Origin of the sequence: Vibrio chagasii (assembly GCF_024347355.1) — a bacterium.
GTDB lineage: Bacteria > Pseudomonadota > Gammaproteobacteria > Enterobacterales > Vibrionaceae > Vibrio > Vibrio chagasii.
On sequence record NZ_AP025466.1, the window covers coordinates 1,408,816 to 1,434,040 of the forward strand.

The following is a 25,225-nucleotide window of genomic DNA, read 5'->3' on the forward strand; positions in this document are numbered from 1 at the left end:
ACTCTAGTTATTTAGAAAGCTCGGCTAACAAGAACTCGACAAAGGTTCTGTTTTTCAAAGACAGTTGCTTGGTTTTGTAGAGCAAGTGAATCGGCTTAGGCAAAGGTGCCATACCGGGTAGGATCTCCAGTAAAGCACCACGTTCAATCTCTTCTGCGACTAAGATAGTTGGCTGTAACAACACACCTACGCCTTGTAGGGCGGCATATCGCAACACATCTCCATTGTTCGACATCAAACGCACTTGGCCTTTATTCCCCGAGCTATGCGCCGCTTGGTGGTTCTTAGGGGCTAGGAGTTGCGGCTCACTGTTTTGGGTATTGCGTAGTTGGGGTTCGCGACCATTCACATCACGACGGCTGCTGTAACTAAATCCAAGCGATGGGTGCTGTGCGAGATCTTCTAATACACGAATCTCTGCATGTTGGTTTAGGTATTCAGGCGCTGCGCAGTAACACATCTCGTAATCACCTAAATATCTGGCGACTAAACTGGAGTCAGACAGGTCACCGATTCGCACAATCAAATCAATATCGGAGGAATAAGGATCAACAAGATCGTTGTTCAGCACGAGCTCGACATTAATCGTCGGATTATTGGCAAGGAACTTCGCCACTATCGGGGCAAGCACCTTGTTCCCATAGGTGACTGGGCAGTTTATTTTGACCGTGCCTTGAGGCTGGTTTTCTAAGGTTTGAATTAGATTTTCAGCATTACTGATGTCTTCCAGAATTCGTTTACATTCTCGATAGTAGAGCTGCCCTGAATCGGTTAAAGACTGCTTACGCGTAGTACGATGAATCAGTTGAGAGTTGAGGCTCGCTTCAAGGTGATGGACATGTTTACTGATCATGGTCGCCGACAGGTTGAAGTGGTTGGCGGCGCTGCGAAAGCTGCCTTGTTCCACTACGTAAACGAAGACTTTCATGCTAGTTAACTTATCCATTAAACACTCTTGGTTGATAAATAATAAACAAAAGGTGAGTTTATCAATTATTAGGGGTTAATTATATTAATGGCAAACCAATAGTTGACCAAAATAAGAGCGTGAAATGCCTCAAACAAACGAAACTATCTTTGTTACTGCCGAACTTAAGATTAAAACCAATATTGAACGTGAGGCTGCGATTGAAGCCATCGAACAGTTTTGTCTAGATATGCAGAGCGAATCAGGCTGTCTACAAGCGATTGCAACCTATGACCAAAACCAAAGCGACCGAGTGATCTTGCTTGAGCAATACGCTGACCGTGAAGCCATTAACCAGCACTTTGGAATGCCTCATACCCAAGCGTTTATCGAGCGTGATATAACAGAGCTAGTACAAGCATTTGAAACTCATAAGAAGGAGATCTAAGCAATGAAATGGGGAATCTTAGGAACCAGCTTTATCTCAGGCGTTATGGCCGATGCGATTAAAGGCGATGCTCAAAGCGAGCTTTATGCCGTTGCAGGACGCACAGAGAAAACACTCAATGAGTTTGCTGCCCAATACCAACCAACACGAACTCTCAATAGCTATGAAGCTCTGATTGAAGATGAGTCGGTCGACATTCTCTACATCGCGCTACCTAACCACGTTCACCACGAATACGTGATTAAAGCCGCTCAAAAAGGCAAAGCAATTCTGTGTGAAAAGTCGTTATCGGTTGATATGGAAAAAACCGAACAAGCTCTGCAAGCGGTGAAAGAAGCGGGCGTATTTTTCGCAGAAGGTCTGATGTACTTGAATCATCCATTGATCGCCAAGCTTCATCAAGAATTAGCTACAGGTGAGATCGGTGAAGTACGCTCTATTCAAGGCTCATACGTTGCGGCGATTGACCAGTTTGTGAACCCTGCGAGTAAAGGCGCGTTATACAACCTTGGCTGTTACCCAGTGTCGCTGATTCATTCTATCGCGCAGCAACAATTTGGTGAGACAGTGTTTGATGACGTGAAGATCGCGGCAATTGGCCGACGTGGTCAAGATGGTAATATCTGCGAGTCGTCTGCGATGATGCGTTTCAATGATCACTTCACTGCACAAATCCATACTGCAGAAGACCACGGCTTAAAGCATGGTTTTACGATTTTAGGCAGTAAAGGCTGTATCATTCTCGATACCAACCCATGGCTACCGACCGAAGACAACACATTTACAGTTGAGATCTATGAAACATCGAAACGTGAAGTGAAAGTCGAAGCGCAAGGCGATGGCTTCCATTACCAAGTGCGTAATATCCGCCAAGCGGTTGAGCAAGGCGACACACAACTTGTAGCACCCATGGCTACTCACCAAGATTCACGCGTAATCATGAAGTTACTGACTGATTGGGAACAAGCGGCGAGCTAGTTTCTTTGCCAAGTCCGGTATACGCCTCATACTTGGTAGCCTCGTAAGCTATCAAGCATGAGGTGTTTCTCTAATCCCTCTAGCCCATGATCCTCCATAAATACTTTGCATTTGAAACGGCCACAGTGTCCAATATCGGTTAAGACTACATTGACCAAAAAACCTTATATTTTAAGGTGTTAAATAGGGACCTTGCTTTATGCGTAAATCAGACAAGAAGATCGAAAATCGAATTAGAGACGTGCTAACTGACGTGTGTGAAGATACGTTGAAAGGCTACAATGGTTTTCTTTGGGTGACTCATACGGTCAATTTTTCTTCCTTTCCACAAAGCTTAAAAATCGTTTGTGTGTTCGATAGCAATCAAGATAGAACGAATTTCTTAGAGGTTGGTGGTCAACAGCAGGTGGCTTCCGTTATTCAAAGTGCATTCAATCAGGTTGGGATTAAGCTGAAGAGCATTGATAAGCACCTAAGCTTCGATACACAAGAAAATTGCGACCGTGACCACCAAGGTAAGTGGAATTTGAGGCTGTAATTCTCCCCCCTGAAACATCTTGGTATTTGAGCAAGGGTACCGGATTTTGGTGGTGTTGCTTCGGAAACACCATAATCTCTTTCTATCCCCCAATTCTCATTTTGAGAATAAATGCCCTTCAATTTTCACTATCTGTGAAAGTTACCTTACGAGAAAAATTAAGATTATAAGTTTTTAGTTTTCCTTGTAACGCGCTGAGTTTGAATATCTATTTATATGGACTGCTGGCAGGTAACTGGCTTTCAGGCGGAGCACCCTTGATCAATACTTATATCTAACCAATACTTTTTCTTATTTTGATTCCTAAATTGACACGTAAGTTGGCTGACTTTTCGTCTCGTTATATGAGTTACGACAGTATCGATTAGGAAGTTTTGATAATGAAAACCTACATTCTCTGGGTACTAGCACTCATTTCATCATACTTGGTTGCTAGTCACTCGTTTGCCGTTGGTACAGCGGTAGTATTACCTGGGCAACATGAGCCCGGCACTGCTCTCGACGGTTCCCCTTTATCTGCGGATGATGTTATTGATTGGGAGATCGCCAACAGCGACATTGTATTCGGCGCTTATTCAGACATTGCTGACAACCAACACGCTATAACCATTGGCTATATGTATAACCAAGCAATGGCGGTGAATTCGGGTTGGTTGGAAAACGATCTTCGCAATCAAGCCGAGTTGGATGGCATTAACTTCGAAGACTATTTCCTTCACTTTTCCGAAGATACAGTTATCGCCGAAGTTGACAAAACGCACGGTGAAAACACACTGTTAAATCGAAAACCCGTAATTGTTGGGTATACAGCCAGTGAGGATCACGCGGGATTTTGGCTTTACCAACAACCACCTTGGGATGCAGATGTATTTGAGAATTTCGAAAGCGGTGGGGCGCTTTATATCTACCATGCGGAGCCGTTTGATCGTTTAACCTTCAAGTTTTCTCAGTTCGCTACGGGTGGAGAGTTTTGGATTGAATACCCGGCTGCCGTTGATTCTCATGGGATGGTGTCTCAGTGGGAGAGGCTTGAGAGTAAGAAAGATAGAACTCTCAACATGACCAAAAACCAGTCTGTGATTTGGAACCCACCAAGTGATTGGATGAGAGCGGCGACACATGATGGCAGTGGCGCAAGCTATGGTGGTGGGCAGTATTTTGGTTCAACTTTTGTAAGAGATGGCGGACGCTTTTATGTTGTTAGAGTTCGTTGGCAGGGGGATAACCCACAAGACCGCCCGCGTTTAAAAGATGTGAAGCTAAAAAACAGTTTTCCGACGGTGAAACTGAATGATGCAACCACAGTCACGCCAGACGGAAGTGCTATCAGCCAATGGCGTAAAATCCGTGGTTTTGATGTTGCTGCAGACCTCAATGGTGATAACTACTTGTCACAAAGCGAGTACCGTAATCGCACAAATAAAAACGCCACCGCTCGCTTTCGTTGGGAATCGATAGTCATTCCATTTGGTCGAATGTGGAGTGCTGATTCCTCTTGGGCGCTAACGAATATGGCTAATTTGGACTACCTGTCGGCAATACATGGCTATTACCAACAAAGTTGGGGTGAACAAGGCCTGAATGGTACTTACAACGATGATACCAATAAGTTGATCGGCGCTAATCAATTCTTTGTTTACTCAGGTGGGCATGTTCAGGAGCTTGGTGCTGTCGCTGGCTCAAGTGAAGCGGATGAGCTCTATAAACTGCAATTTTCAGAGTTCCTGAAAAACCTATCATTGCTGGATAGTGCTTCGTTGATTGGATTGAATATAGGAACGGCAAATTTGCTAGGAAGAAACGGTCAGTCTCACTTGCGCGAAGCCGGATCACTATATCTCAGAGAGCACTATATCTTCCCTTCTACCGGCTTTAGCGGTTACTCAGGAATATCAAAACACTGGGATAACTCTGCACTCGCTTATGCTGAGCAAGGCGTTATTTTTCAGGCAACTACGCGCTACGGACGTGTTCATCACTACGGGAATAGTGAGCAAAACTGGAAGCAAGATCAGTACTCCGCTTTAGCGATTTACCATCTGAGTTGCCACCCTCACTATAGCTATTTTAACCAATGGAATAATGGTTATGTTTATGGGAGCGGCAATACCACATCAGATAACTTTTGGCGGAGTGGTATACCTAAGAATTTGGCGTATCAGCCAAGCTCGCTTTTGGCTGTTGAGCTAGGTGAGCCTGCGAACCAAATTCCACAAGGCTTTGACGCCATCCCTTTTATGCTCTCGACAAATACGCCTGTGCCCGCCGATTACACCATAGTCGGTTATGCATCGATGAACGAGATGGTGCACCAAGACTTACCTGATGGTATGACGCATGTATTGCCGACGTTTACCTATTTTATTTACCAATCTGAAGAGCAAGTGGTTGCTGGTGGACCAGAAGATATGGTGTTAGCGAGAGAGTTTGATCATGGGCGAGTGCTGTATCGCACCGATTTCCACGGCAAGAGCGCAAGCTTTTATGAGACAGAGAAACTGACGATTACATTGGATGTTCCGATGAAGCCAGTCGATGCAGATGGCAACATTGGTGAATATGTTAATCAGATAGAAATTGGCGGGTATGAAGGGGTGTTTCTACTTTACTAGCCTGAAACTTGAGGTGCTTTAAGTTGTTTGTCGGGCTTCTATTTTGGAAGCCCGCTCTTTGCCAACATTGAATTAGGCTCTTGAAATCAGCTTGTTGTTTTTACACTGTTTGAACTCTTTAGCGATCCATGGCTTTTCATTCAAGCCATTGTCAATTAGGGCGAATAGGTAACCATCAACCTTGCTTGAAGCCGCTGGGTATTCTTGAAATACGTGCTTAGGGTAACCGGGATACTCGGCCTCATATTCACTGTCCAGTTGCTTGCCCTGTTCTCGCCATTTAACGAATAGCTCTGAAGAAGAGGTTGGGTTCTTGTATTGACCTAGAATCCGTTGGTGATGAACCAATGCTACTTTAGCGCAGTGATTAGTTTGAACGACTTTCTGTATTAACTCAGCTTGTGTTTCGCTCATTGTCTTCGCGAGTGCGTTTTCTTGTTCGATGCGCGCTATTCGCTCACCAAAGGTTTCAGCGTGTGCAGAAAAGACAACAGAAATGGGTAAAACTAATGCTAAAAGGCGCTTGCAGAACATAACCTAACTCATTTAATGGATTCGTGACTATTATGCCGTTGAGTAACAATATTATTAACGAATAAAGGGACTTAATTGTAAGAATTATTTTTATCGAGTGGATTAATAAATGCTTTCTCGAGGGAAGCATTCAGGCTCTGAATGGCAATGCGTGAGCCTGAACTTTTGTGGCAATATTCGTTATGAGTTAATGACTTTGATCCCTTTGTCTTGTAGCTCATCGATGACGCTTTTAGGTAGGTTAATATCAGTAATTACGCCATTAAGCGCACCCATATCTAAAGCGTGGAAGCTGGCAATACGTCCGTATTTGGTTGAATCTGAAATAAGATAATTAGTGTGGGCTGCTTGAACAATGGCTTGTTTAACTAATACCTTATTTTCACAAGGCGTTGAGAGTCCCTTTAGATTCCAAGATGAAGAAGAGATAAACGCGATGTCGATATTCATGCCTGCCAAGAACTCAGCTACCTTACCGCCGATGCTGGACTGATTTTCTCGATCAATCTTGCCACCAGTATGGTAGATCTTCGACTGAGTGTTGTTCATCAGGTAAGCTGCAATTGCAAAATCATTGGTGATAATCAACAGGTCGTTTCTTCCAGCAAGATGGTGGGCGATTTCTAGTGAAGTTGTGCCTGCATCCAGATAAATAGTAGAGAATTCCGGCACAAGCTGTGCGGCAAGTAGGCCGATTTGAGCCTTCTCATCAGCTTGTTGCTCTACCTTTATGTCGTGTGACAATTCGCTGTGAAGTGCTTTGGTGAGTTGCACACCACCGGAAACAGAAATGACTTTTCCTGATGTTTCTAACTTCACGATATCTCGACGAATAGTCATATGAGATACCTCTAGGTGCTCTACGAGCTCAGAAATACTGATCACTTCTTGGTGTGATAGCAGGGATAAAATGGTTCTCTGACGTTCAGCTGGGATCATGTTCTTTCTTCTATATTCTTATTTTTCATCATCCTATCAATCTTTCTCTATTTTGTGAATATCTGTGAATATCTGTTGTGAATGAGTTATTAAAACTGCGATAGCGAACAAAAATGCCCCTAATGAATGCCTAGAAAGGGGTAAATTACTTCTTGGTGTTAATTTTTGTTAAAAGTGTGACTTATCACTAAGTCGCACTCGGTTGTTTCACATATAATCACAAACATAAACAAAAATTAACAAATCTAGAATTCAATAATTACGTGAAAGGCATCTTGTTATGAATGAAGTTCAATCTGTTGGTGTTATCGGTTTAGGTTCAATGGGCATGGGCGCAGCTAAGTCATGTGTGCGTGCAGGGCTTGATGTATATGGTTTCGACCTGAATCCACAAACGCTTGAAACTTTGGGTGAATATGGCGCTAAAGCGGTATCAACAAGTGCGCTTGAGTTTGCAGACAAACTCGATTCTGTTTTGGTACTGGTTGTGAATGCGGCTCAAGTTAACACCGTACTTTTTAAAACAGGCTTAGCGGCAGCACTAAAACCTAATACGCCAGTTATGGTCTCAGCAACAATTTCAGCGGAAGACGCAAAGCAGATCGAAGCTCAGCTATCTGAGTATGATCTTGTGATGCTTGACGCACCTGTTTCAGGTGGTGCGGTAAAAGCAGAAGCAGGTGAAATGACTATCATGGCTTCAGGTGCGATTACTACATTCGAGGCATTGGCTCCTGTACTCGATGCGACGGCGGCAAAAGTTTACAACATCGGTGAAGCTATTGGCCTTGGTGCGACGGTAAAGATCATCCACCAATTACTTGCAGGTGTTCACATTGCTGCAGGCGCTGAAGCAATGGCATTAGCAGCTCGCGCGAATATCCCTCTCGATCTGATGTATGACGTTGTGACTAACGCAGCGGGTAACTCGTGGATGTTCGAGAATCGCATGAAGCACGTTGTTGATGGTGATTACTCTCCAAAATCTATGGTCGATATCTTCGTAAAAGACTTGAAATTGGTATCGGATACCGCTCAAGACCTAAAATTCTCGCTTCCACTATCAAGTGCAGCACTGAATATGTTTGTAAGTGCGAGTAATGCTGGCTTTGGTCAAGAAGACGATAGCGCAGTAATCAAAGTGTTCCAAGGCATTGACCTACCGGGTGTTAACACACCAAAAGTGGAGAAGTAATCATGTTATTAGGTGTTATTGCAGACGATTTTACAGGTGCAACAGACATTGCTGGTTTCTTGGTTGAAAACGGGATGCGCACTATTCAATTGAACGGCATCCCGAAGGGTGACTTTGATGCTTCAGCGGATACGGTCGTGATCAGCCTTAAATCTCGCTCTTGCCCGGTAGATGAAGCGGTAACCGATTCGGTGACTGCGCTTAAATGGCTCCAATCTCAAGGCTGCCAACAGTTTTACTTCAAATATTGCTCGACGTTCGACAGCACAGCTGAGGGCAATATCGGTCCCGTAACCGATGCACTTTTGGCTGAGCTTGGCGAATCTTTCACTGTGGTTTGTCCTGCATTGCCCGTTAATGGTCGCACGGTTTACAACGGTCACTTGTTTGTTTTTGGTGAGCTATTAAGTGATTCAGGCATGCGTAATCACCCGGTTACACCGATGACAGATTCCAGTGTCGTTCGAATGATGGATGCACAATCAGAGGGTGTTTCTGGCTTGGTTAACTTCCAAACCATTGAACAAGGCTCTGATGCAGTCACCGCTCGTTTTGATGAATTAAAAGCTCAAGGCAACCGTTATGCGGTCGTTGATGCTTTTAACGCAGAACACTTGGTGACGTTAGGCCAAGCCGCTAAATCTCTGAAGTTAATCACAGGTGGTTCAGGCTTAGCAGCGGGCATAGCAAAAAACTGGATTGAACATCTTGCTGACCAAAGCGACGCAAAAAACGCAGGTAGCCCAATAAAAGCGCCAACGGTTGTGTTCTCGGGTTCTTGCTCGGTAATGACTAATCAACAAGTTACAGCTTACAAGCAACTCGCTCCTCATTTCGCTATCGACGTGAAGGCATGCTTAACCAACGATCAATACGCCAATGAAGTATTCGATTGGGTGATGACTAACAACCAAGGTGAGCTTGCTCCTTTGGTGTATGCAACCGCTGATGCGGCTGCACTGAAAGCCATTCAAGAAGAGTACGGTGCACAAGCTTCAAGCCATGCCGTAGAGCAATTCTTTAGCCTGTTAGCTATCAAGCTACAACAACATGGTGTGAAGAATTTCATCGTTGCTGGTGGTGAAACCTCAGGTGTTGTGACGCAAAGTTTAGCGGTTAAAGGTTTCCATATCGGTCCTCAAATCGCACCGGGTGTGCCTTGGGTTAAGTCGGTTGAAGGTGATCTTTCACTAGCACTTAAATCGGGCAACTTTGGTGACGAGAATTTCTTCGCTAGAGCGCAATCATTCTTTTCATAAGCGAGATTCAGATGAGTAAAGTTTTGATGAACGAACAGCAGTTAAGAGAGCAAATGGTAACGCTCGCTCGTTCGATGTTCGAACGAGGTTACGCGACAGGTGGTGCCGGTAATCTCTCTATCAAATTGCCAAATGGGCATTTTCTAGCAACACCAACCGGTTCTTCATTTGGTCGTCTTGTGGCTGAGGAATTATCGGTTGTCGATATCGATGGCAACCATATATCAGGCAAGAAACCGTCAAAAGAAGCGGCATTCCACCTAGCGATTTATAGAAACAATGCAGAGTGCAATGCGATTGTGCACTTACACTCAACATACCTGACTGCACTTTCATGCCTTGTAGGGTTAGATCGTAATAACGCGATTAAGGCATTTACGCCGTACTTTGTGATGCGAATTGGTGAATTACCTGTGATTCCTTACTTGCGCCCAGGAGACCCTCAGATCGCTGAAGAGCTTGCAAAGCGAGCTGGCGACTACCGAGCCTTTTTGTTGGCGAATCATGGTCCAGTAGTAACAGGCACTGATTTTGTCGATGCCGTGGACAATGCAGAAGAGTTAGAAGAGACCGCCAAATTAGCATTCTTATTGAAAGGGAATGATATCCGTTACTTAACGGACGAAGAAGTGATGGATTTAAAAGGGAGAGGCAAATAATGGCTAAGTTCGCAGCAAACTTAACGATGTTATTCACAGAAGTGCCATTTTTGGAGCGTTTTGAAAAAGCACACCAAGCCGGTTTCAAAGCAGTGGAATACTTATTCCCTTACGCGTTTGAAGCGGACGAGCTCGCAGAAAAAATGCAGAAATTTGGTTTTGAACAGGCCCTGTTCAATATGCCTCCAGGTGATTGGGATGCAGGTGAACGTGGCTTCGCAGCGATTCCTGGCCGTGAAGAAGAGTTTAAAGCCAGCGTTGATACAGCACTTATGTACGCTAAAGCACTGAATTGCAAGAAAGTTCACGCGATGTCGGGTCTACATGATGCGAATTTCACGAGGCATCAACACGTTGAAACCTTTATCTCAAACATTCGTTTTGCCGCAGATAAGTTTGCTGAGCAAGACATTGAATTGATGATTGAACCGCTGAATAGCCGTGATGTTCCTAATTACTTCGTAGCTCACCAACGTGATGCTGTCGAACTGATTAAGTTGGTCGATAGGTCAAATGTGAAGCTGCAACTTGACCTGTACCACGCACAAATCATGGATGGCGATTTAAGTACTTTGATTCGTGAGGTTGCCGCTTATACCGGTCATATCCAAATTGCTTCTGTACCAGAAAGACATGAACCATCGGAAGGCGAACTGAACTACCCACACTTATTTAGTGTTTTGGATGATTCGGGTTATCAAGGTTGGATTGGCTGTGAATACACCCCAAAAAATACAACTGAAGCTGGTTTGGAATGGGTTAAACCCTATTTATAGAAGCAGCCAGCTTGAGCCTTTAAGGCAGATTTGAACTCGTAAAAATAAGATAAAGCGGCCCAAAATAAAAGTCGCTGCACAATAAAGTGCTGCGGGCGGTACTCCTATGCCTCTCGCATGCAAACCCTACACAACAAATAGTACAAAAAGGAAAATACAATGGATGGAGCACTGATAGGCATCGTAATTGGCATTTTAGCCATGATGGGTATGATCATTAAAACGAGAATCCCGGTGGCACTTGCTATGATTATTGCCAGTATCATCATGGGTCTGTTTGCTGGAATGGCACCAACAGAGCTGATCAACGCAATTAAAGCTGGCTTTGGTGGCGTACTTGGCGGGATTGGTTTGATTATCGCGTTTGGCGTGATCATGGGCGCGTGTTTTGAGCGTTCTGGAGCCGCTGTTCGAATGGCAAAAACGTTTGTAAAGCTGTGTGGTAAAGGTCGCGAAGACTTAGCACTAGGTTTTACAGGTGTACTTGTCGCTATTCCGGTTTTCTGTGATTCTGCGTATATCATTTTGCATTCTCTTGTTCGCGCAATTTCACGTGACACTGGTAAGTCAGCGGTTGGCCTAGGTGTGACTCTAGCGCTTGGCCTACTGATCACTCACGCACTTGTACCACCAACACCGGGTCCAGTTGCAGTAGCCGGTATTCTTGGCGTTGACCTCGGTGAGTACATGCTTTGGGGTTTGATGGTTTCTATCCCTATGATGCTGCTTTCTATGATTTACATTCGCCGAGTAGGTAACGAGTACTACCGCGTACCAAACGGTGAAACATGGATTACTAACCAAGCTGATTGGGCAAACCTAGAGAAAGTAAAAGAGACAGACGACAAAGAACTACCAAGTAACTTCTTATCATTTGGTCCAATCCTTCTACCAATCGCATTCATCTTAATCAACACGCTTGTTGGCCAAGGTGACACTGCAATGCATACCGTTATTTCACTAATTGGTAACCCAGTGGTTGCTGTTGGTATCGGTGTTCTTATGGCGCTATACGGTCTTACTCGTCACATTGAGCGTAAAGATATGGTTAGCTCAATGGATGACGCGTTATCTACAACAGGTCTAATTCTTGTAGTAACTGGCTGTGGTGGTGCTATGGGTGCTGTTCTTAAAGCATCTGGTGCTGGTTCTCAAGTTGCAGAAGCTATCGCGAGCAGCGGCATTCCACCTCTACTTGTACCACTAGCCATTGCTTCAATGCTTCGTCTAATCCAAGGTTCAGCAACGGCATCTATGATGGTTGCAGCAACGATGACGCTGCCATTGGTTGAAACGTTAGGTCTAGACCCAGTATTCGTAGCACTTGCATGTGCGGTAGGCCCGGTTGGCTTCTCTCATTTGAACGATTCGTACTTCCACATCATCAACCGTACGCTAGGGATTACTGAACTAGCCGACCAAATCAAGATCTGGTCTGTGTCTTCAACTATCGCATGGGCGATTGGTGCAAGCATCATCATGGTTCTAAACTTGGTGTTTGGTAAAGGCGGTACACTGATTGATCCATTGATTCCAATTGCAGTTTTAGCAGCAGTATTTATCTGGCTAAAAAGCAAAGAGAAATCACAAGTAAAGGCAGCCGTTACTAACTAATACCGCTTACCTTTATATACTGCCCTTATTGCTTGATTGGCTTGCTAATCTGACATAGGGGCATTTTTGGATCGACAACCTATCAAAATTATTATTTCCTTGGATTTATCAGTATGAAAATAGTTATTGCACCAGACTCGTTTAAAGAATCTTTATCGGCTGTATCGGTGGCGGCGTGTATTGAACAAGGTTTTCGTGAAGTCTTCCCCGACGCGGATTACGTGACCTTGCCTTTGGCTGATGGCGGTGAGGGTACGGTTGATGTTTTGCTACAAGTTTTAGCAGGGAAAAAGCGAGTAACTCAGGTTGAAGGGCCATTGGGTATGCCTGTAAATGCGGAATGGGCAATGCTTGAACCTTCAGAGCGTAATCCAAACAAAACCGCACTGATTGAGATAGCGGCGGCATCTGGTCTAGATTTACTGACGCCAGAGCAGCGTGATCCTCTGGTGGCTTCTTCCTTTGGTACAGGTCAGCTCATTTTAGAAGCGATGCAGCAGGGCGCTCAAACGATCATTCTAGGCTTGGGCGGCAGTGCAACCAACGATGGCGGTGCGGGGATTGTTCAGGCGTTAGGGGGTAAGTTGCTCAATAGTGAAGGACAAGAGCTCAGCCGAGGTGGTGCTGTGCTAGCGGAGTTAGCATCTATTGACCTAACAGGTCTAGATTCACGCTGTGCCGATATAAAGTTGATTGTCGCATGTGATGTTGATAATCCATTGTGTGGTGATAATGGTGCTAGTCATATCTTCGGTCCACAAAAGGGTGCAACCCCAGAACAAGTTTTAATGCTTGATAAAGCTCTTGCGAATTTTGCTCAAATCGCTGAAACGCAGGGTTGTGTTAGTGGTGATGAACCCGTTCACAGCCGCACTGGTTATGGTGCCGCTGGTGGAGTTCCAATGGGACTCAGCTTGCTATTCAACATGCAGATTAAGCCCGGCATTGAGATGGTACTTGATGTATTACAAGCTGATGAGATATTGAAAGGTGCCGACCTTGTGATTACGGGGGAAGGGCAGATGGATAATCAAACCTTGCAAGGCAAAACACCTTATGGCATTGCCAAGCGTGCAAGTTTACAAGGTATTCCAACCATAGGTATTGCCGGATCACTGGGCACTGAAGTCGAAGCGCTTTATGGTGAAATGAGCAGTTTGTTCGGGACTGTGCGCTCTCCACAGTCACTCGAGCAAGTACTACGAGAAGCTGAATTGAACTTAATTAGGACGGCAAGAAATATAGCTTCGACGCTGAAGTTAGGTCATGTAATTCTTAAATAAAATTCGGTGATACAAAGGCTTAGTTAACTCACCTGTTCGATAGGTTTGATAGATAGCAACGATAAATATAAACGATTATATTTTCTGGTCACTCAGGTCTATTCTTTATCCATATTATTTTAGTGGTTTTTAATGTATTGAATCCGCTTAAATCTAAGATATGGCAACGATGCGATATCTTTTACCTTAAGGAATAGACCATGAGTAAAAAACTAACTACAGCTGCGGGTTGTCCTGTTGCTCATAACCAGAATGTTCAAACGGCGGGCAAACGTGGCCCACAGCTTCTACAAGATGTTTGGTTTTTAGAGAAATTGGCTCACTTTGATCGTGAAGTGATTCCAGAGCGTCGCATGCACGCAAAAGGCTCAGGTGCTTACGGTACATTTACCGTGACCCACGATATTACCAAATACACCAAGGCAAAACTGTTCTCTGAAGTTGGTAAGAAAACCGACTTGTTTGCACGTTTTACGACAGTAGCGGGCGAGCGTGGCGCGGCTGACGCAGAGCGTGATATCCGTGGTTTTGCATTGAAATTCTATACTGAAGAAGGTAGCTGGGACATGGTGGGTAACAACACGCCTGTGTTCTTCTTACGCGATCCTCTTAAATTCCCAGATCTAAATCATGCAGTGAAACGCGACCCACGTACTAACATGCGTAGCGCGAAGAACAACTGGGATTTCTGGACTTCTCTACCTGAAGCTCTTCACCAAATCACTATCGTAATGAGTGATCGTGGTATCCCTGCGACTTACCGCCACATGCACGGTTTTGGTAGCCACACATTTAGCTTTATCAACAGTGATAATGAGCGTTTCTGGGTTAAATTCCACTTCAAATCTCAGCAAGGTATTAAGAACTTGTCGGATGCTGAAGCAGCGAAGCTGATCGGCGAAGATCGTGAAAGTCATCAACGTGATCTGCTAGAAAGTATCGATAACCAAGACTTCCCAAAATGGACACTTAAAGTTCAAGTGATGCCAGAAGCGGACGCAGCGAAAGTACCTTACAACCCATTCGATCTTACTAAGATCTGGCCACATGCAGACTACCCATTAATTGAAGTGGGTGAGCTAGAGCTTAACCGTAACCCTGAGAACTTCTTCGCTGAAGTTGAGCAGTCAGCATTCAACCCTGCTAACGTGGTTCCGGGTATCAGCTTCTCTCCAGACAGAATGCTACAAGGTCGCTTGTTTGCTTACGGTGATGCGCAGCGCTACCGTTTAGGTGTGAACCATCAGCATATTCCGGTGAACGCACCTCGTTGCCCTGTCCACAGCTACCACCGTGACGGTGCGATGCGAGTAGATGGTAACTTTGGTGGCACATTAGGCTATGAGCCAAACAATGAAGGCCAATGGGCAGAGCAACCAGACTTTGCTGAGCCAGCATTAAACCTTGATGGTTCGGCAGCACACTGGGACCACCGTGAAGATGAAGATTACTTCTCACAACCGGGTGATCTTTTCCGCTTAATGACTGCAGAACAACAAGCGATTCTGTTTGATAACACAGCTCGTAACCTAGGCGGTGTGCCTAAAGAGATTCAACTACGCCACCTAAGACACTGTTACAAAGCCGATCCAGCATACGGCGAAGGCATTGGTAAACTGCTTGAAATCGATGTAAGCGAATTTAAGTCGTAACCGATTAGCTTGATTCGTTAAATGGAAGGCCGTTGAGTTAATCACTCAATGGCCTTTTTTATATCATTGGTATAAGTAAACTATTGAATCTTAGCCTATCACCTAACGATAGTTTTTTCCTATCGAAGTAATAAATTATGCCCATTATCTTTATGATTAGGGTGGGATTATCCTACGGCTATCAGTTTATAAAGTAGTAGAGTTTGAGATGAGTAAAAGTGCATTAATCGTTGAAGGTGGGGCAATGAGAGGCATCTTTGCAGCCGGAGTATTAGACGCCTTTATGCAAGATGATTTTCGTCCTTATGATTTTGCGATTGGTGTATCTGCGGGTGTGTCTAATCTGGTCGGTTACTTATCTCAGGCGCCAAAACGCAGCTACAGTGTGATTACCACAATGGCGACCGATAAAACGTTCTTGAACCCAGCCCGCTTCGCTAAAGGTGGTAACTTGGTTGATGTGAAGTGGTTATGGAATGAATCAAACCAACGTTACCCACTGGATTGTGGAGAGCTATTTTTAAGCATTCCACTGATTGCCGCGGTGACTAATGTCGACACAGGCAGTGCAGACTACTATCACATCAAGCCAGAAAATCTCTCGAACGTGGTTGAGGCAACAACCGCTCTGCCTATCGCTTATCGTGAAACACCGTGTTTCTCTGGTGGTTGTTATACCGATGGTGGGGTCGCGGATTCAATTCCGGTTCGTGAAGCATATCGACGAGGTGCGCGTGAGATAACTGTGATTCTTTCCCATCCACTGAGCTACCGAATGAAGCCGCAGAAGTATCAATGGATGCTGAAAAAGCTGTTAAAGAAATTCCCCAACATTGCAGAATCGATGGCGGTGCGTGCTGAAAACTACAACCAATCTTTGGAGTTCATTCGTAATCCGCCTGAAGATGCGACCATTAAGGTGATAGCGCCACCTGAGGCGTTCGCGGTTAAGCGACTCACTATGGATAAAGCGATATTGGATGCAGGTTATGAGATGGGCCTGAAAGCAGGGGAAGAACACTTGGCGATTCGCAAAGGGACCTATGGTTTAGATATCGAGGACTGCCACTTCTGCATCTAGTTTTGATACTGAGATAAACCAAAAAGCCACGCTATTCTTAAGAACCTGCGTGGCTTTGTATTTGTAGAGCTAGTTTGTTTTTAACTCAGTCCGTTATTCGACGAGTTCGTTGTCGCTGGTGTTGCCTGCAAAGAAAGCATCAACACTGGTTAGGGTTGTGTTCGCGATATTGAACAGAGCATCTTTGGTTAAGAAAGCTTGGTGACCTGTGAATAGCACGTTGTGACAAGCCGATAGACGGCGGAACACGTCATCAACAATTACGTCATTCGATTTGTCTTGGAAGAACAGCTCTTTCTCGTTGTCATACACATCAAGGCCAAGCGCGCCAATCTTACTCTGTTTAAGCGCTTCGATAGCCGCTGTGGAATCCAGTAGTTCACCACGGCTGGTGTTGACGATCATCACGCCGTCTTTCATCTTCTCAAACGCAGTCGCGTCTAATAGGTGATAGTTCTCTTTACTCATTGGGCAGTGTAGAGAAATCACATCCGACTCTTTGTAAAGTTCGTCTAGCTCTACATATTTAGCGCCTAGCTCAACGGCTAGTGGGCTTGGATATGGGTCGTAACATAGGATGTTCATGCCCAAGCCTTTCAGAATACGCATGGTCGCTAGGCCTATTTTACCGGAACCAATCACACCCACAGTTTTGCCGTAGAAGTTAAAGCCAACCAAGCCTTCTAGAGAGAAGTTTGCATCACGAGTGCGTTGGTATGCCTTGTGAAGTTTACGGTTCAAACACATCATCATGCCGACAGTGTGCTCTGCCACTGACTCTGGTGAATAAGCAGGAACGCGCACCACTTGTAAGCCAAGCTCTTTGGCTGCGTCTAGGTCGACCTTGTCAAAGCCAGCACAGCGCATTGCAATCAGTTTTGTACCGCCTTGTGCAAGAATCTCTAGCACTTCTCGCGATAGGTCGTCGTTTACAAACGCACAAACCACTTCATTGTCGTGCGCCATTTTCGCAGTGGTTGTGGTGAGGCGAAAATCATGGAAATGAAACTCAGCGTTGAGTTCGCCTTTCGCAAGGTTGAATGATTTTTCGTCGTATGATTTTGAGCTAAAAAAAGCAATGTTGAGCATGGCTTCCTCTCTTACCTAAAAAATGAATACCCCAATTATGTTTATTTGATAAGGGGTAAAAACTAACAACTCCGTTCAGTGTGCTAGAGTTTTTTTGTCTTGTCTATCACCATTAGTCATTGTAATTACTATGGTTATTTGGTCTCTTGTTGTTATTTACTGAACATCAAAAATCATACTACGATGTAGCTTGCTTATAAGTTCATCAATGCAGAGTCGATCTTACTTTCGAGTATTGAACATTTTTTTGGTCTCTTTTTCTGACCAGAAGTTAATGTTGAATTGCGCGTCGTCACTCAGTTCTACTCGGTGCCAATATTGAGGTGGGCTTGTGGCAAATTGCCCTGCTTCAATAGTGATAACGGTTTCTGGTTCTGTCGCTTCTGCATCGGCAAAGCCATAGAAAGTGACGGTGCCTTCCATTACGCAGATCTGACCAAACACGCCCTCAGCCGTATTGTGATGATTGAGCAATGCTGCTGGGATGTTGTCCTTAGTGAAAAACGGTGTTGAACGTTGAATTTTCCAGTGAGAAGGAATACGTAAATGACTCATATAAAACCTCTTATTTAACTGTTCTTTGAAGTTGATACTTCGGTGTTTTAGGTGGCCTATCTTTACCAGTAATTTTCACTGCTGAATTGACCAGGCTTTCGGCGTAGATGCTTTTCGAAACCTAAACTTGTTAGCGCATCACTTGTGTCACGAACCATTTGCGGATTGCCGCAAAGGTAGAAGAAACTGCGGGTTTGATTGAAAGTGACAGACGCGGCTTGCTCGAGGTCGCCTCCAAGTAACAAACTTGGGATTCGTCCGCGCAAAGTTCCGGTAACTGATTCTCTAGAAATAATTGGCACATATTTAAGTCTCCCTTGAAAGTGATCAACGAGTTGAGTGATACGATCTCGATAAGTCAGGTCTTGCTCTGTTCTGACGGCATGCACCAGAACCAGATTTTTGAATGAAGAGGCTTTGTCTGAAGCCAACTCATTTTGTTGTATCTGCATGCTCTCAAGCATTGAGATAAACGGGCCTACCGCGGTTCCGGTTGAAAGCATCCATAGATCGTCTGTGATCTCTGGGATCTCATCTAATGTCATAAAACCACTTGGGTCTTTGCCGACAAAGATTTCATCGCCTGCTTGCAATTCGTGAAGTTGAGGCGAGAGCTGACCGTTCTGATCCTTAATAATCAAAAACTCTAGATGCTGATGGCCTTGCTCATGCTCTGGTGCATTCACCATGGAATAAGCGCGTCTCACAAACTCACCTTCGTTATTGAGCAAACCAAGCTTAGTAAACTGACCTGCCTGATAAGAAGAGACAGGCGCACTGACTTGGAGTGAGAACAATTGATCTGTCCATTCTGTCTTGTTTAGGACTTTACCTGTGACTAAACCATGAGGAATATCTGTCATATCATCACCTTTAAGAAGAGAAGTTATCTCATTAAGGATACTCAACTATTTACACTTTAGAGTTGCATGTACCATGCCAATAATGAGAATGCTTATCAATACTGGATTTAAGGGTGATTTTTGGAGTAAGTGTTGTCAAAAAGACAGTGTTGAAATTGTGTCCAAATGACACTATGGTGTGTTTTGATTTCTTTTTAATAGGCTTTAGCAAGTTGAATATCGTTGAAATAGGTTGAGTGGTTTGACCCCTAGGATATTCAACCAATTACTGAAGAGAATAATTTATAGATGCGTATAATGGCGGCTTTCGTTCTCAATATAATTGTGTTTTATGCTTGATAATCTTCGTATGGCCTTGAACGTATTGTTCGTGACCATTAATACTGCATTCACCGCATTAGCTGTGAGCCTGTTTGCCCTAATCAAACTTATTTTGCCAATCTCTGTCATTCAAAAATCATGCACTCGCTTAGCTAACTTCACATTCTGGTGTTGGGCTTCTCTTAATTTGTGGATGTTGAACGCCAACAACGACATCGAATGGCAAGTGGAAGGGGGGGAAGATATTTCGACCAAGCAGTGGTATTTGATGATGTCTAACCACTTAAGCTGGGCAGATATTGTGATTTTGTCTTCGATCTTAAAAGACAAAATGCCGATGACGAAGTACTTCTTGAAACACGAATTGCTGTGCGTACCATTTGTTGGCTTGGCCTGCTGGGGCTTAGATATGCCATTCATGAGACGCTACTCTCGTGAGTTCCTATTACGCAACCCAGAACGCCGTAATGATGACTTCAATGCAATCAATAAAGCGTGTACTAAGTTCAAATTAGCACCGACAACATTGGTCAACTTTGTTGAAGGGACTCGTGCAAACCACGAGAAACTTGCGTCAGCGAAAACTCCTTACCGCCATCTATTGAAGCCGAAAACGGGTGGTGTGGCTTTTGCCTTATCTGCAATGGGTCCAATTTTGGATGGCATCGTGGATGTGACTTTAGCTTACCCTGAAAACCAAACCTCTCCGTTTGAAGATATGCTGAAAGGCAAAATGACTAAGGTCGTTGTGCGTATTAAATTGCATCCAATGGATGAGAACGTGAATGGTAACTACTTCGAAGATAAGGCATTTAAACGTCGCTTCCATAGCTGGTTAAACAACACTTGGAAAGAGAAAGATGCCTACCTAGATACGGTCTATGGGGTTGATAAGCCTTCTGAGGTAGAGACAGTTGATGAGGCTGATAAGCTTTATAAGAAACAAGAGCAGTAAGCTCAAACTGAACAAATAGTATTAAAAAAGCCGATAGCTCATTGAACTATCGGCTTTTTTTATTGATTCGACTTTCTTAACCTTCAACAATCAAGTTAGTCCTTACTATGGCTGAACCGCTTGGTAGGCATCAATAATATGCTTCACTTGGCTAGGTTTACCTTGTTTCTCTTGCCCTTGATGGATACGCAAGTAGTGCTGCAGTGTTTTTGCTTTGTACTGCTGAGATACCTTAATCTGCTCATCGTTGTTTGGAGTCCAGATCTTATCACCGACGTTTGAAATCTCGCTTACTGTCGAAGTATCTACTCTTTCACCTCGGTTATTGCTGACCAATAAAATTTCGTAGTAGCGGCGATTCTCCTCAATCAACACCTCATCAATCAGGCCGAACTTGAGCGATTTTAAGTGGCTTCTTAGCTCAAATTGCTGATGAACAGGGCAGAGCAAGAAGTCGATTGTTTTGTCTGGATGCTGGCGGTGAATATCGTCCACAAGCTTCTGTGTTAGATCGCCACCGACTCCTGCAATGATGACCAGATGCTTGCCTGTGTGTTTTTCCAATGGGATTGCAGAGACATCCATACAGTAGACTTGCCATTGGCTAGTGACTTTTTGTTGTGCCATCTCGCTTTGTGGAAAGTAACGCAGCAGTTTGCTTTCTAGCTCGCTCATTAGGGACGGAACAATATCGACAAAGTGAATTTGAGGGGCTTTGTTGTCCGCCAACAGTTGAACGCCCAAGAAGCCATGATCACAGCAACAGTCCCAAATGTGTTGGTAGTCATTACTGACAAGGGAGTGGAGAGTTTGCAGTCGGTTACTTAGCTTCATAAGGTCCGTATCGTTGGAAAGGTGAGGTTGTCGTGTTGAACGCGCATTGTAATGACTTTCTATAAAAACAAAAGCACCGAGAGCGTGAACCCTAGGTGCTTTGTTTTCATCGGTATCCGAGTAAGGGATTTGCTAGGGCTGTATCTGGCTCTCCCTCTATTTGAGAAAAACCGACACTCACGCCTAAAGAGAGGCTGATGTCTGGCGTCACAATCGTTTTCTCTGCTACGCCAATTCGGCATTGATCCAGTTGGAACTTGGCGTCGTTAGCGTCGTTTGCTTTGAATAATACCGCGAACTCTTTGCCTCCAACACGAGCAAGGCACAGCCCTTTAGGCTTCGGAAAGTACGAGCGCAAAGCCTCAGCTGTTAGCTTGATCATCTTGTCACCCACGGCTTCACCATAAGCACGGTTTAAGTGATCAAAGTTATCGATATCGAGTAGAGCGATATAGGTTTCTGGCTGGTTGGCGTAGTTTTCCAATGCAAGGTTGAAGCTGCTTTTATTGTCCAGTTGCGTCATCAGGTCTTTGCTACTCAACTGGTGCTGAAGCAGTAAGTTAGACAGTGAGACTTCCGTGTAATCTCTGATCATACGTAAGATATTCTGGCTAATAGGCAAGTTCGCATTTACATATAACACCGCAATTAACTGCTGACGTGAGTATAGAGGGAGACAATAGTGGCGCTGGTCTATTTTGAGTTTACGGGCGAGTGGATCGGCGTCTTGACCGTTTCGATAGACCATAGCATTTGCGACAAAACGTTCTGAGAGCACTTTGTCACAATGCACCGTTGATTTGTTCCCATGATAATCAAGTGTACTGAATGAGTGGTTCTCTGGTTGGTAGAGACAGAATTGAATACCTTTATGATAGGTAAAGTTATCCAAAATAGACTTCAGTTTGCGTTTAAAGCTCGCAAGGTCTTCTACTTTATTGAGCTGAGATAAAGAGACATTTAAACGATAAGCCAGGTAGTTGGCACCAATCCACAATAGAAGGAGCGAGCCAAGTACAACGCCTGTTAACGTAAATTGATGTGAGCTGGTTAAGATGTCGTGACGATCGGTGCCCGCAATAAACACCCAATTCAAGCTGTTGTCCGCATCAAATACCGATATTTTGAAATTATCTTGATAGTAGTACTCATGCTTTCCGGCCAATTGCCCTTGTGAAAGTTGGTGGCTAATACCCGCATGATAGCTAATGGACTTCGAGCCAATTCGTTTTGGGTCTGGATGGAAGACGAGTCGTTCAGTTGTTTTATCTACAACAAATACATAGCCATTATTTAGCGTTTTTAAATCTCTTAAGCCTTGTGTGGTGTGCAGTAAATCAAACTCAATCCAGATTTCTTCGTTGAGCTTTTCTGCTGTGTGTTTAACCGCGAAAACCCATCGACCATCTGCTTTCTGGTAAACGGAAGAGATGTAGAAATCTTCAACAACACCGTCTATTGAATACCATTGTATTGTGGCGATTTGCTCATTGGAAAGAGGAAGGCCACGGGTAGAGACGTAATGCTGAGAGTTAGGTTGGTATCGGATGATATCGGAGAAGTTTGGTGTTCTTTTTAGAATATTACCGCTGAGTTCACGAAATTTTTGGTCGCTAAAATCGGTGGTGTTGGGTAAGCCTAGACTGGTTTCTAAGAAATAGAGTTTGCCGAATACGGCCTCGATGTTGGAACGAATAGTCGCGCTTGCGATGCGAATGTTTGATGCTGATTGGTTGGTTGCTGCGGTCTCTACTTTGTCTAATTGAGCTGCTGCGAGGTAAAGCATTCCTCCGGTTAATAAGATTATGTATGGTTTAAAAAGCCGAATAAGTGTTTTAGGTAAAGCCATGATATCCAAAGACGTGATAGATTCATTTTTATAGTACGGCCATACTAAACAGTTTTATTAAGCACATCAATGCAAATGATTCCATATAAAAGAATGAGTTTTGTGATATTCAGCTAACAAAAAAGCCAGGTAAAAACATAACTGGCTTTTATGGTTTTTTCTTTATTATTGAGTGAGCTTAACTTTCACTTAACTCAGTTTTGTTTGGTGAGTAGTGCAAAATAGCCATCGATGTCGGTGAGAGCAACATTTCCCCTTCAGCGTGACCTGGTTTGACATTTCTCAGGTTGGTATCACATATCGTCACCCAGTTTTGTTCACGATCATTGGGTAAGCTGAAACGTGCCGGTGCATTGGTTTGGTTGATGAGGTAAATCAGTTCGTCGCCATCTTTACCTATACCAATGTGGAGTGCTACTGAACTTAAGCGGTTCCAATCATCATGCTCCATCAGCGTGCCATCAACACGGCTCCAGAAGATGCGGTTAGAGTTACGTTTCTCGCCACTGAATGCCTTGATAAAAGGCACCATGTACTGCTGTCGTGCGGCAATCATCTCAGATAACCAAGTTTTGAAGTAGGTCTTGCGCTCGGAATCTTCCCAGTTCAGCCAACTCGTCTCACTATCTTGGCAGTAAGCGTTATTGTTAGCTTTTTGAGTATGGGATAACACGTCTGCCGTCAGAATGTGTGGAATACCGAAAGCAAACAGCAGGCTCGCCATGAAGTTACGTTTCTGCTTTTCACGAGTCGCGATAACCAACAGGTTTTCGGTTTCACCCTCTACGCCGTAGTTTTCAGAGCGGTTGTCACCATGCCCATCACGGTTACTTTCACCATTTTCTTCATTGTGCTTATGCTTGTACGAGACAAGGTCTTGCATGGTGAAGCCATCATGGTAAGTGATGTAGTTGACGGTTAGTTTGTAAGGCCAGTGCGCTGCACTGTAGATATCACGAGACCCCATTAGGCGTGTAGCAAACTCTTTAAGGTAGCCTTGATCGCCGCGCCAGAAGCTACGTGTAATGTCTCTCAGCTTGTCGTTACATTCGTTCCAACCAAACGGAAAATTACCCACTTGGTAGCCGTTTGGGCCGATATCCCATGGCTCTGCGATCAATTTGGTCTCTTTAAGCACAGGGTCTTGAGCTACGGCTTTAAAGAAAGCAGCCTCAGGGTTGTAGTTGTCACCTTCGCGCCCCAGTGTGGCTGCCAAGTCAAAACGGAAGCCGTCGACTTGGAATTCGCTTACCCAGTAACGAAGCGTGTCCATGACTAGGTTGAGTGCTGGCTGGTGGGTAAGGTCGACGGTGTTCCCACAGCCTGTGAAGTTTGCATAATGGCAGCCGTGCTTGATGTAAGTTCGGCTATCTAGTGCCTTTAAGTTAAAGGTTGTGCCATCTTCGCCGCCTTCTGCTGTGTGGTTGTACACCACATCTAAGACCACTTCGATACCGTTGCGGTGCAGTTCACGAATCGCAGTTTTGAGCTCAGTTACGGCATCTTTCTCTGCATAACGAGGGTCGGGTACCATAAATAAATATGGGTTGTAGCCCCAGTAATTCACTTTACCCATATCAAGCAGGTGGGGTTCGTGCATGCAGGCCGCAATGGGCAAAAGTTGTAATGAGTTGATGTTTTGTTGCTTGTAGAACGCAAGCATTTCAGGGCTGACTAACCCTAGGTAACGGCCTTTGATATTACTTGCGACTTCAGGGTGAAGTTGAGATAGGCCTTTAACATGCGTTTCAAACAAAACGGTCTCTTCACGGCTACTTCGTGGCTTTTCGACGCCTTGCCAGTCGAAGGTATCATCAACAACGACACATTTCGCCATCGTAAAGCTTTTCTCATTACTATAAGGCGTGGTGTAGTGGAGCGGCTCACTTATCGCTTTAGCATAAGGGTCAGAAAGTAATATTGGACCATTAGCTGTTTCTGCAATGAATCCGTATTTTTGCCCCGCTTTAATACCTTCGATAAATACATATCGAATATCAGCGTATTCATTGTCCAATTTATAAGTTGTGAACTCCTCGTTCTCATCAAAAAGAGCGAGTGAAAGAGATTTACAGTCAGGAGAATAAATAGAGAAGTTGCAGCCAGTGTTACCTAGCGTTGCGCCTAGCGGATAAGGGCGAGCGAGCGTTCTAGTCATTGCTTGATTTCTTGTTCGTTTATCAACATCAGTGAACTATTAGTAAAAGGCTTTGTCACAGTAAGGTCAAGCAACTTCACAGATTAATTACGGTTAAAAAAATAATTGATCGATGAAGTTCAAATT

General features: G+C 44.3%; 21 protein-coding genes and 1 pseudogene. 13 read left to right on the forward strand and 9 right to left on the reverse strand.

All coding sequences use genetic code 11. The features are described 5' to 3' along the window. Window positions 1–7: 7 nt before the first annotated feature. On the reverse strand, window positions 8–946 hold the full coding sequence (locus OCV52_RS22085) for a LysR family transcriptional regulator (RefSeq protein ID WP_137406180.1): 939 nt from the start codon (window positions 944–946) through the stop codon (window positions 8–10). 106 nt (window positions 947–1,052) lie between these two features. Here OCV52_RS22085 and OCV52_RS22090 point away from each other — a divergent pair, with 106 nt between their 5' ends. From OCV52_RS22090 to OCV52_RS22105, 4 genes are all read left to right on the forward strand, one after another. Continuing rightward, window positions 1,053–1,355 carry a putative quinol monooxygenase gene (locus tag OCV52_RS22090; protein ID WP_137406181.1) on the forward strand — a complete coding sequence of 101 codons (303 nt, stop codon included), beginning with the start codon at window positions 1,053–1,055 and terminating at the stop codon, window positions 1,353–1,355. 3 nt (window positions 1,356–1,358) lie between these two features. After that, window positions 1,359–2,333 (forward strand): Gfo/Idh/MocA family protein, encoded by a 975-nt coding sequence (locus OCV52_RS22095; protein ID WP_137406182.1) that lies wholly within the window; start codon window positions 1,359–1,361, stop codon window positions 2,331–2,333. Between the two features lie 199 nt (window positions 2,334–2,532). Next, a complete protein-coding gene (locus tag OCV52_RS22100; RefSeq protein WP_137406183.1) occupies window positions 2,533–2,871 on the forward strand; it encodes a Fis family transcriptional regulator in 339 nt (112 codons plus the stop codon). 380 nt (window positions 2,872–3,251) lie between these two features. Further along, window positions 3,252–5,483, forward strand: a complete 2,232-nt coding sequence (locus tag OCV52_RS22105; protein ID WP_137406184.1) for a hypothetical protein — start codon at window positions 3,252–3,254, stop codon at window positions 5,481–5,483. Between the two features lie 72 nt (window positions 5,484–5,555). On the opposite strand, the gene OCV52_RS22110 is transcribed toward OCV52_RS22105, so the two are convergent. Together OCV52_RS22110 and OCV52_RS22115 are read right to left on the reverse strand one after the other, a co-directional pair. Next, window positions 5,556–6,017, reverse strand: coding sequence for a hypothetical protein (locus OCV52_RS22110; RefSeq protein ID WP_137406185.1), 462 nt, complete (start codon window positions 6,015–6,017; stop codon window positions 5,556–5,558). Window positions 6,018–6,197: 180 nt separating this feature from the next. Beyond that, window positions 6,198–6,956, reverse strand: a complete 759-nt coding sequence (locus OCV52_RS22115) for a DeoR/GlpR family DNA-binding transcription regulator (RefSeq protein WP_137406186.1) — start codon at window positions 6,954–6,956, stop codon at window positions 6,198–6,200. 280 nt (window positions 6,957–7,236) lie between these two features. Between OCV52_RS22115 and ltnD the strand changes: the two genes are divergently transcribed. From ltnD to OCV52_RS22155, 8 genes are all read left to right on the forward strand, one after another. Beyond that, complete coding sequence (ltnD, locus tag OCV52_RS22120; protein ID WP_137406187.1) at window positions 7,237–8,151, forward strand: L-threonate dehydrogenase; 915 nt, start codon at window positions 7,237–7,239, stop codon at window positions 8,149–8,151. 2 nt (window positions 8,152–8,153) lie between these two features. Then, window positions 8,154–9,410 carry a 3-oxo-tetronate kinase gene (gene otnK, locus OCV52_RS22125; protein WP_137406188.1) on the forward strand — a complete coding sequence of 419 codons (1,257 nt, stop codon included), beginning with the start codon at window positions 8,154–8,156 and terminating at the stop codon, window positions 9,408–9,410. A gap of 11 nt (window positions 9,411–9,421) precedes the next feature. Further along, window positions 9,422–10,069: a 3-oxo-tetronate 4-phosphate decarboxylase gene (gene otnC, locus OCV52_RS22130; RefSeq protein ID WP_181359905.1), complete on the forward strand. Its 648-nt coding sequence runs from the start codon at window positions 9,422–9,424 to the stop codon at window positions 10,067–10,069. Next, the gene (gene otnI, locus OCV52_RS22135) at window positions 10,069–10,845 is read left to right on the forward strand and encodes a 2-oxo-tetronate isomerase (protein WP_108019598.1); all 777 of its coding nucleotides are present in this window, start codon (window positions 10,069–10,071) and stop codon (window positions 10,843–10,845) included. The genes otnC and otnI overlap by 1 nt, the downstream gene beginning before the upstream one ends. A gap of 159 nt (window positions 10,846–11,004) precedes the next feature. After that, window positions 11,005–12,459, forward strand: a complete 1,455-nt coding sequence (locus OCV52_RS22140; RefSeq protein ID WP_137406189.1) for a GntP family permease — start codon at window positions 11,005–11,007, stop codon at window positions 12,457–12,459. A gap of 113 nt (window positions 12,460–12,572) precedes the next feature. Then, window positions 12,573–13,742 (forward strand): glycerate kinase, encoded by a 1,170-nt coding sequence (locus tag OCV52_RS22145; RefSeq protein WP_137406190.1) that lies wholly within the window; start codon window positions 12,573–12,575, stop codon window positions 13,740–13,742. 200 nt (window positions 13,743–13,942) lie between these two features. After that, window positions 13,943–15,394 carry a catalase gene (locus OCV52_RS22150; protein WP_137406191.1) on the forward strand — a complete coding sequence of 484 codons (1,452 nt, stop codon included), beginning with the start codon at window positions 13,943–13,945 and terminating at the stop codon, window positions 15,392–15,394. Window positions 15,395–15,602: 208 nt separating this feature from the next. After that, window positions 15,603–16,475, forward strand: coding sequence for a patatin-like phospholipase family protein (locus OCV52_RS22155; RefSeq protein ID WP_137406192.1), 873 nt, complete (start codon window positions 15,603–15,605; stop codon window positions 16,473–16,475). A gap of 93 nt (window positions 16,476–16,568) precedes the next feature. Here the strand turns inward: OCV52_RS22155 and OCV52_RS22160 are convergent, their stop codons facing one another. From OCV52_RS22160 to OCV52_RS22170, 3 genes are all read right to left on the reverse strand, one after another. Next, entirely contained in the window at window positions 16,569–17,564 is a 996-nt protein-coding gene (locus tag OCV52_RS22160; RefSeq protein WP_137406193.1) for a 2-hydroxyacid dehydrogenase, read from the reverse strand. Window positions 17,565–17,786: 222 nt separating this feature from the next. Then, a complete protein-coding gene (locus OCV52_RS22165; RefSeq protein ID WP_004740404.1) occupies window positions 17,787–18,119 on the reverse strand; it encodes a DUF1971 domain-containing protein in 333 nt (110 codons plus the stop codon). Window positions 18,120–18,181: 62 nt separating this feature from the next. Beyond that, complete coding sequence (locus OCV52_RS22170; RefSeq protein WP_137406194.1) at window positions 18,182–18,982, reverse strand: ferredoxin--NADP reductase; 801 nt, start codon at window positions 18,980–18,982, stop codon at window positions 18,182–18,184. Window positions 18,983–19,313: 331 nt separating this feature from the next. Here OCV52_RS22170 and OCV52_RS22175 point away from each other — a divergent pair, with 331 nt between their 5' ends. Beyond that, the gene (locus OCV52_RS22175; RefSeq protein WP_137406195.1) at window positions 19,314–20,258 is read left to right on the forward strand and encodes an acyltransferase; all 945 of its coding nucleotides are present in this window, start codon (window positions 19,314–19,316) and stop codon (window positions 20,256–20,258) included. 105 nt (window positions 20,259–20,363) lie between these two features. Here OCV52_RS22175 and OCV52_RS22180 read toward each other — a convergent pair whose 3' ends face one another. The 3 genes and pseudogenes from OCV52_RS22180 to glgX all read right to left on the reverse strand — a co-directional run bounded on the left by OCV52_RS22180 (window position 20,364) and on the right by glgX (window position 25,099). Further along, window positions 20,364–21,092: a tRNA (adenine(22)-N(1))-methyltransferase gene (locus tag OCV52_RS22180; RefSeq protein WP_137406196.1), complete on the reverse strand. Its 729-nt coding sequence runs from the start codon at window positions 21,090–21,092 to the stop codon at window positions 20,364–20,366. Window positions 21,093–21,222: 130 nt separating this feature from the next. Continuing rightward, window positions 21,223–22,878 (reverse strand): annotated as a pseudogene (locus OCV52_RS22185) (sensor domain-containing diguanylate cyclase); the annotation flags it as partial. Between the two features lie 241 nt (window positions 22,879–23,119). Beyond that, window positions 23,120–25,099: a glycogen debranching protein GlgX gene (gene glgX, locus OCV52_RS22190; RefSeq protein WP_137406197.1), complete on the reverse strand. Its 1,980-nt coding sequence runs from the start codon at window positions 25,097–25,099 to the stop codon at window positions 23,120–23,122. Between the last annotated feature and the right edge of the window lie 126 nt (window positions 25,100–25,225).

What these genes read in the sequence shown, in the direction of transcription:
- OCV52_RS22085 (WP_137406180.1), bottom strand. Translation starts at nt 946, where the DNA reads ATGGATAAGTTAACTAGCATGAAAGTCTTCGTTTACGTAGTGGAACAA.
- OCV52_RS22090 (WP_137406181.1), top strand. Translation starts at nt 1,053, where the DNA reads ATGCCTCAAACAAACGAAACTATCTTTGTTACTGCCGAACTTAAGATT.
- OCV52_RS22095 (WP_137406182.1), top strand. Translation starts at nt 1,359, where the DNA reads ATGAAATGGGGAATCTTAGGAACCAGCTTTATCTCAGGCGTTATGGCC.
- OCV52_RS22100 (WP_137406183.1), top strand. Translation starts at nt 2,533, where the DNA reads ATGCGTAAATCAGACAAGAAGATCGAAAATCGAATTAGAGACGTGCTA.
- OCV52_RS22105 (WP_137406184.1), top strand. Translation starts at nt 3,252, where the DNA reads ATGAAAACCTACATTCTCTGGGTACTAGCACTCATTTCATCATACTTG.
- OCV52_RS22110 (WP_137406185.1), bottom strand. Translation starts at nt 6,017, where the DNA reads ATGTTCTGCAAGCGCCTTTTAGCATTAGTTTTACCCATTTCTGTTGTC.
- OCV52_RS22115 (WP_137406186.1), bottom strand. Translation starts at nt 6,956, where the DNA reads ATGATCCCAGCTGAACGTCAGAGAACCATTTTATCCCTGCTATCACAC.
- ltnD (WP_137406187.1), top strand. Translation starts at nt 7,237, where the DNA reads ATGAATGAAGTTCAATCTGTTGGTGTTATCGGTTTAGGTTCAATGGGC.
- otnK (WP_137406188.1), top strand. Translation starts at nt 8,154, where the DNA reads ATGTTATTAGGTGTTATTGCAGACGATTTTACAGGTGCAACAGACATT.
- otnC (WP_181359905.1), top strand. Translation starts at nt 9,422, where the DNA reads ATGAGTAAAGTTTTGATGAACGAACAGCAGTTAAGAGAGCAAATGGTA.
- otnI (WP_108019598.1), top strand. Translation starts at nt 10,069, where the DNA reads ATGGCTAAGTTCGCAGCAAACTTAACGATGTTATTCACAGAAGTGCCA.
- OCV52_RS22140 (WP_137406189.1), top strand. Translation starts at nt 11,005, where the DNA reads ATGGATGGAGCACTGATAGGCATCGTAATTGGCATTTTAGCCATGATG.
- OCV52_RS22145 (WP_137406190.1), top strand. Translation starts at nt 12,573, where the DNA reads ATGAAAATAGTTATTGCACCAGACTCGTTTAAAGAATCTTTATCGGCT.
- OCV52_RS22150 (WP_137406191.1), top strand. Translation starts at nt 13,943, where the DNA reads ATGAGTAAAAAACTAACTACAGCTGCGGGTTGTCCTGTTGCTCATAAC.
- OCV52_RS22155 (WP_137406192.1), top strand. Translation starts at nt 15,603, where the DNA reads ATGAGTAAAAGTGCATTAATCGTTGAAGGTGGGGCAATGAGAGGCATC.
- OCV52_RS22160 (WP_137406193.1), bottom strand. Translation starts at nt 17,564, where the DNA reads ATGCTCAACATTGCTTTTTTTAGCTCAAAATCATACGACGAAAAATCA.
- OCV52_RS22165 (WP_004740404.1), bottom strand. Translation starts at nt 18,119, where the DNA reads ATGAGTCATTTACGTATTCCTTCTCACTGGAAAATTCAACGTTCAACA.
- OCV52_RS22170 (WP_137406194.1), bottom strand. Translation starts at nt 18,982, where the DNA reads ATGACAGATATTCCTCATGGTTTAGTCACAGGTAAAGTCCTAAACAAG.
- OCV52_RS22175 (WP_137406195.1), top strand. Translation starts at nt 19,314, where the DNA reads ATGCTTGATAATCTTCGTATGGCCTTGAACGTATTGTTCGTGACCATT.
- OCV52_RS22180 (WP_137406196.1), bottom strand. Translation starts at nt 21,092, where the DNA reads ATGAAGCTAAGTAACCGACTGCAAACTCTCCACTCCCTTGTCAGTAAT.
- glgX (WP_137406197.1), bottom strand. Translation starts at nt 25,099, where the DNA reads ATGACTAGAACGCTCGCTCGCCCTTATCCGCTAGGCGCAACGCTAGGT.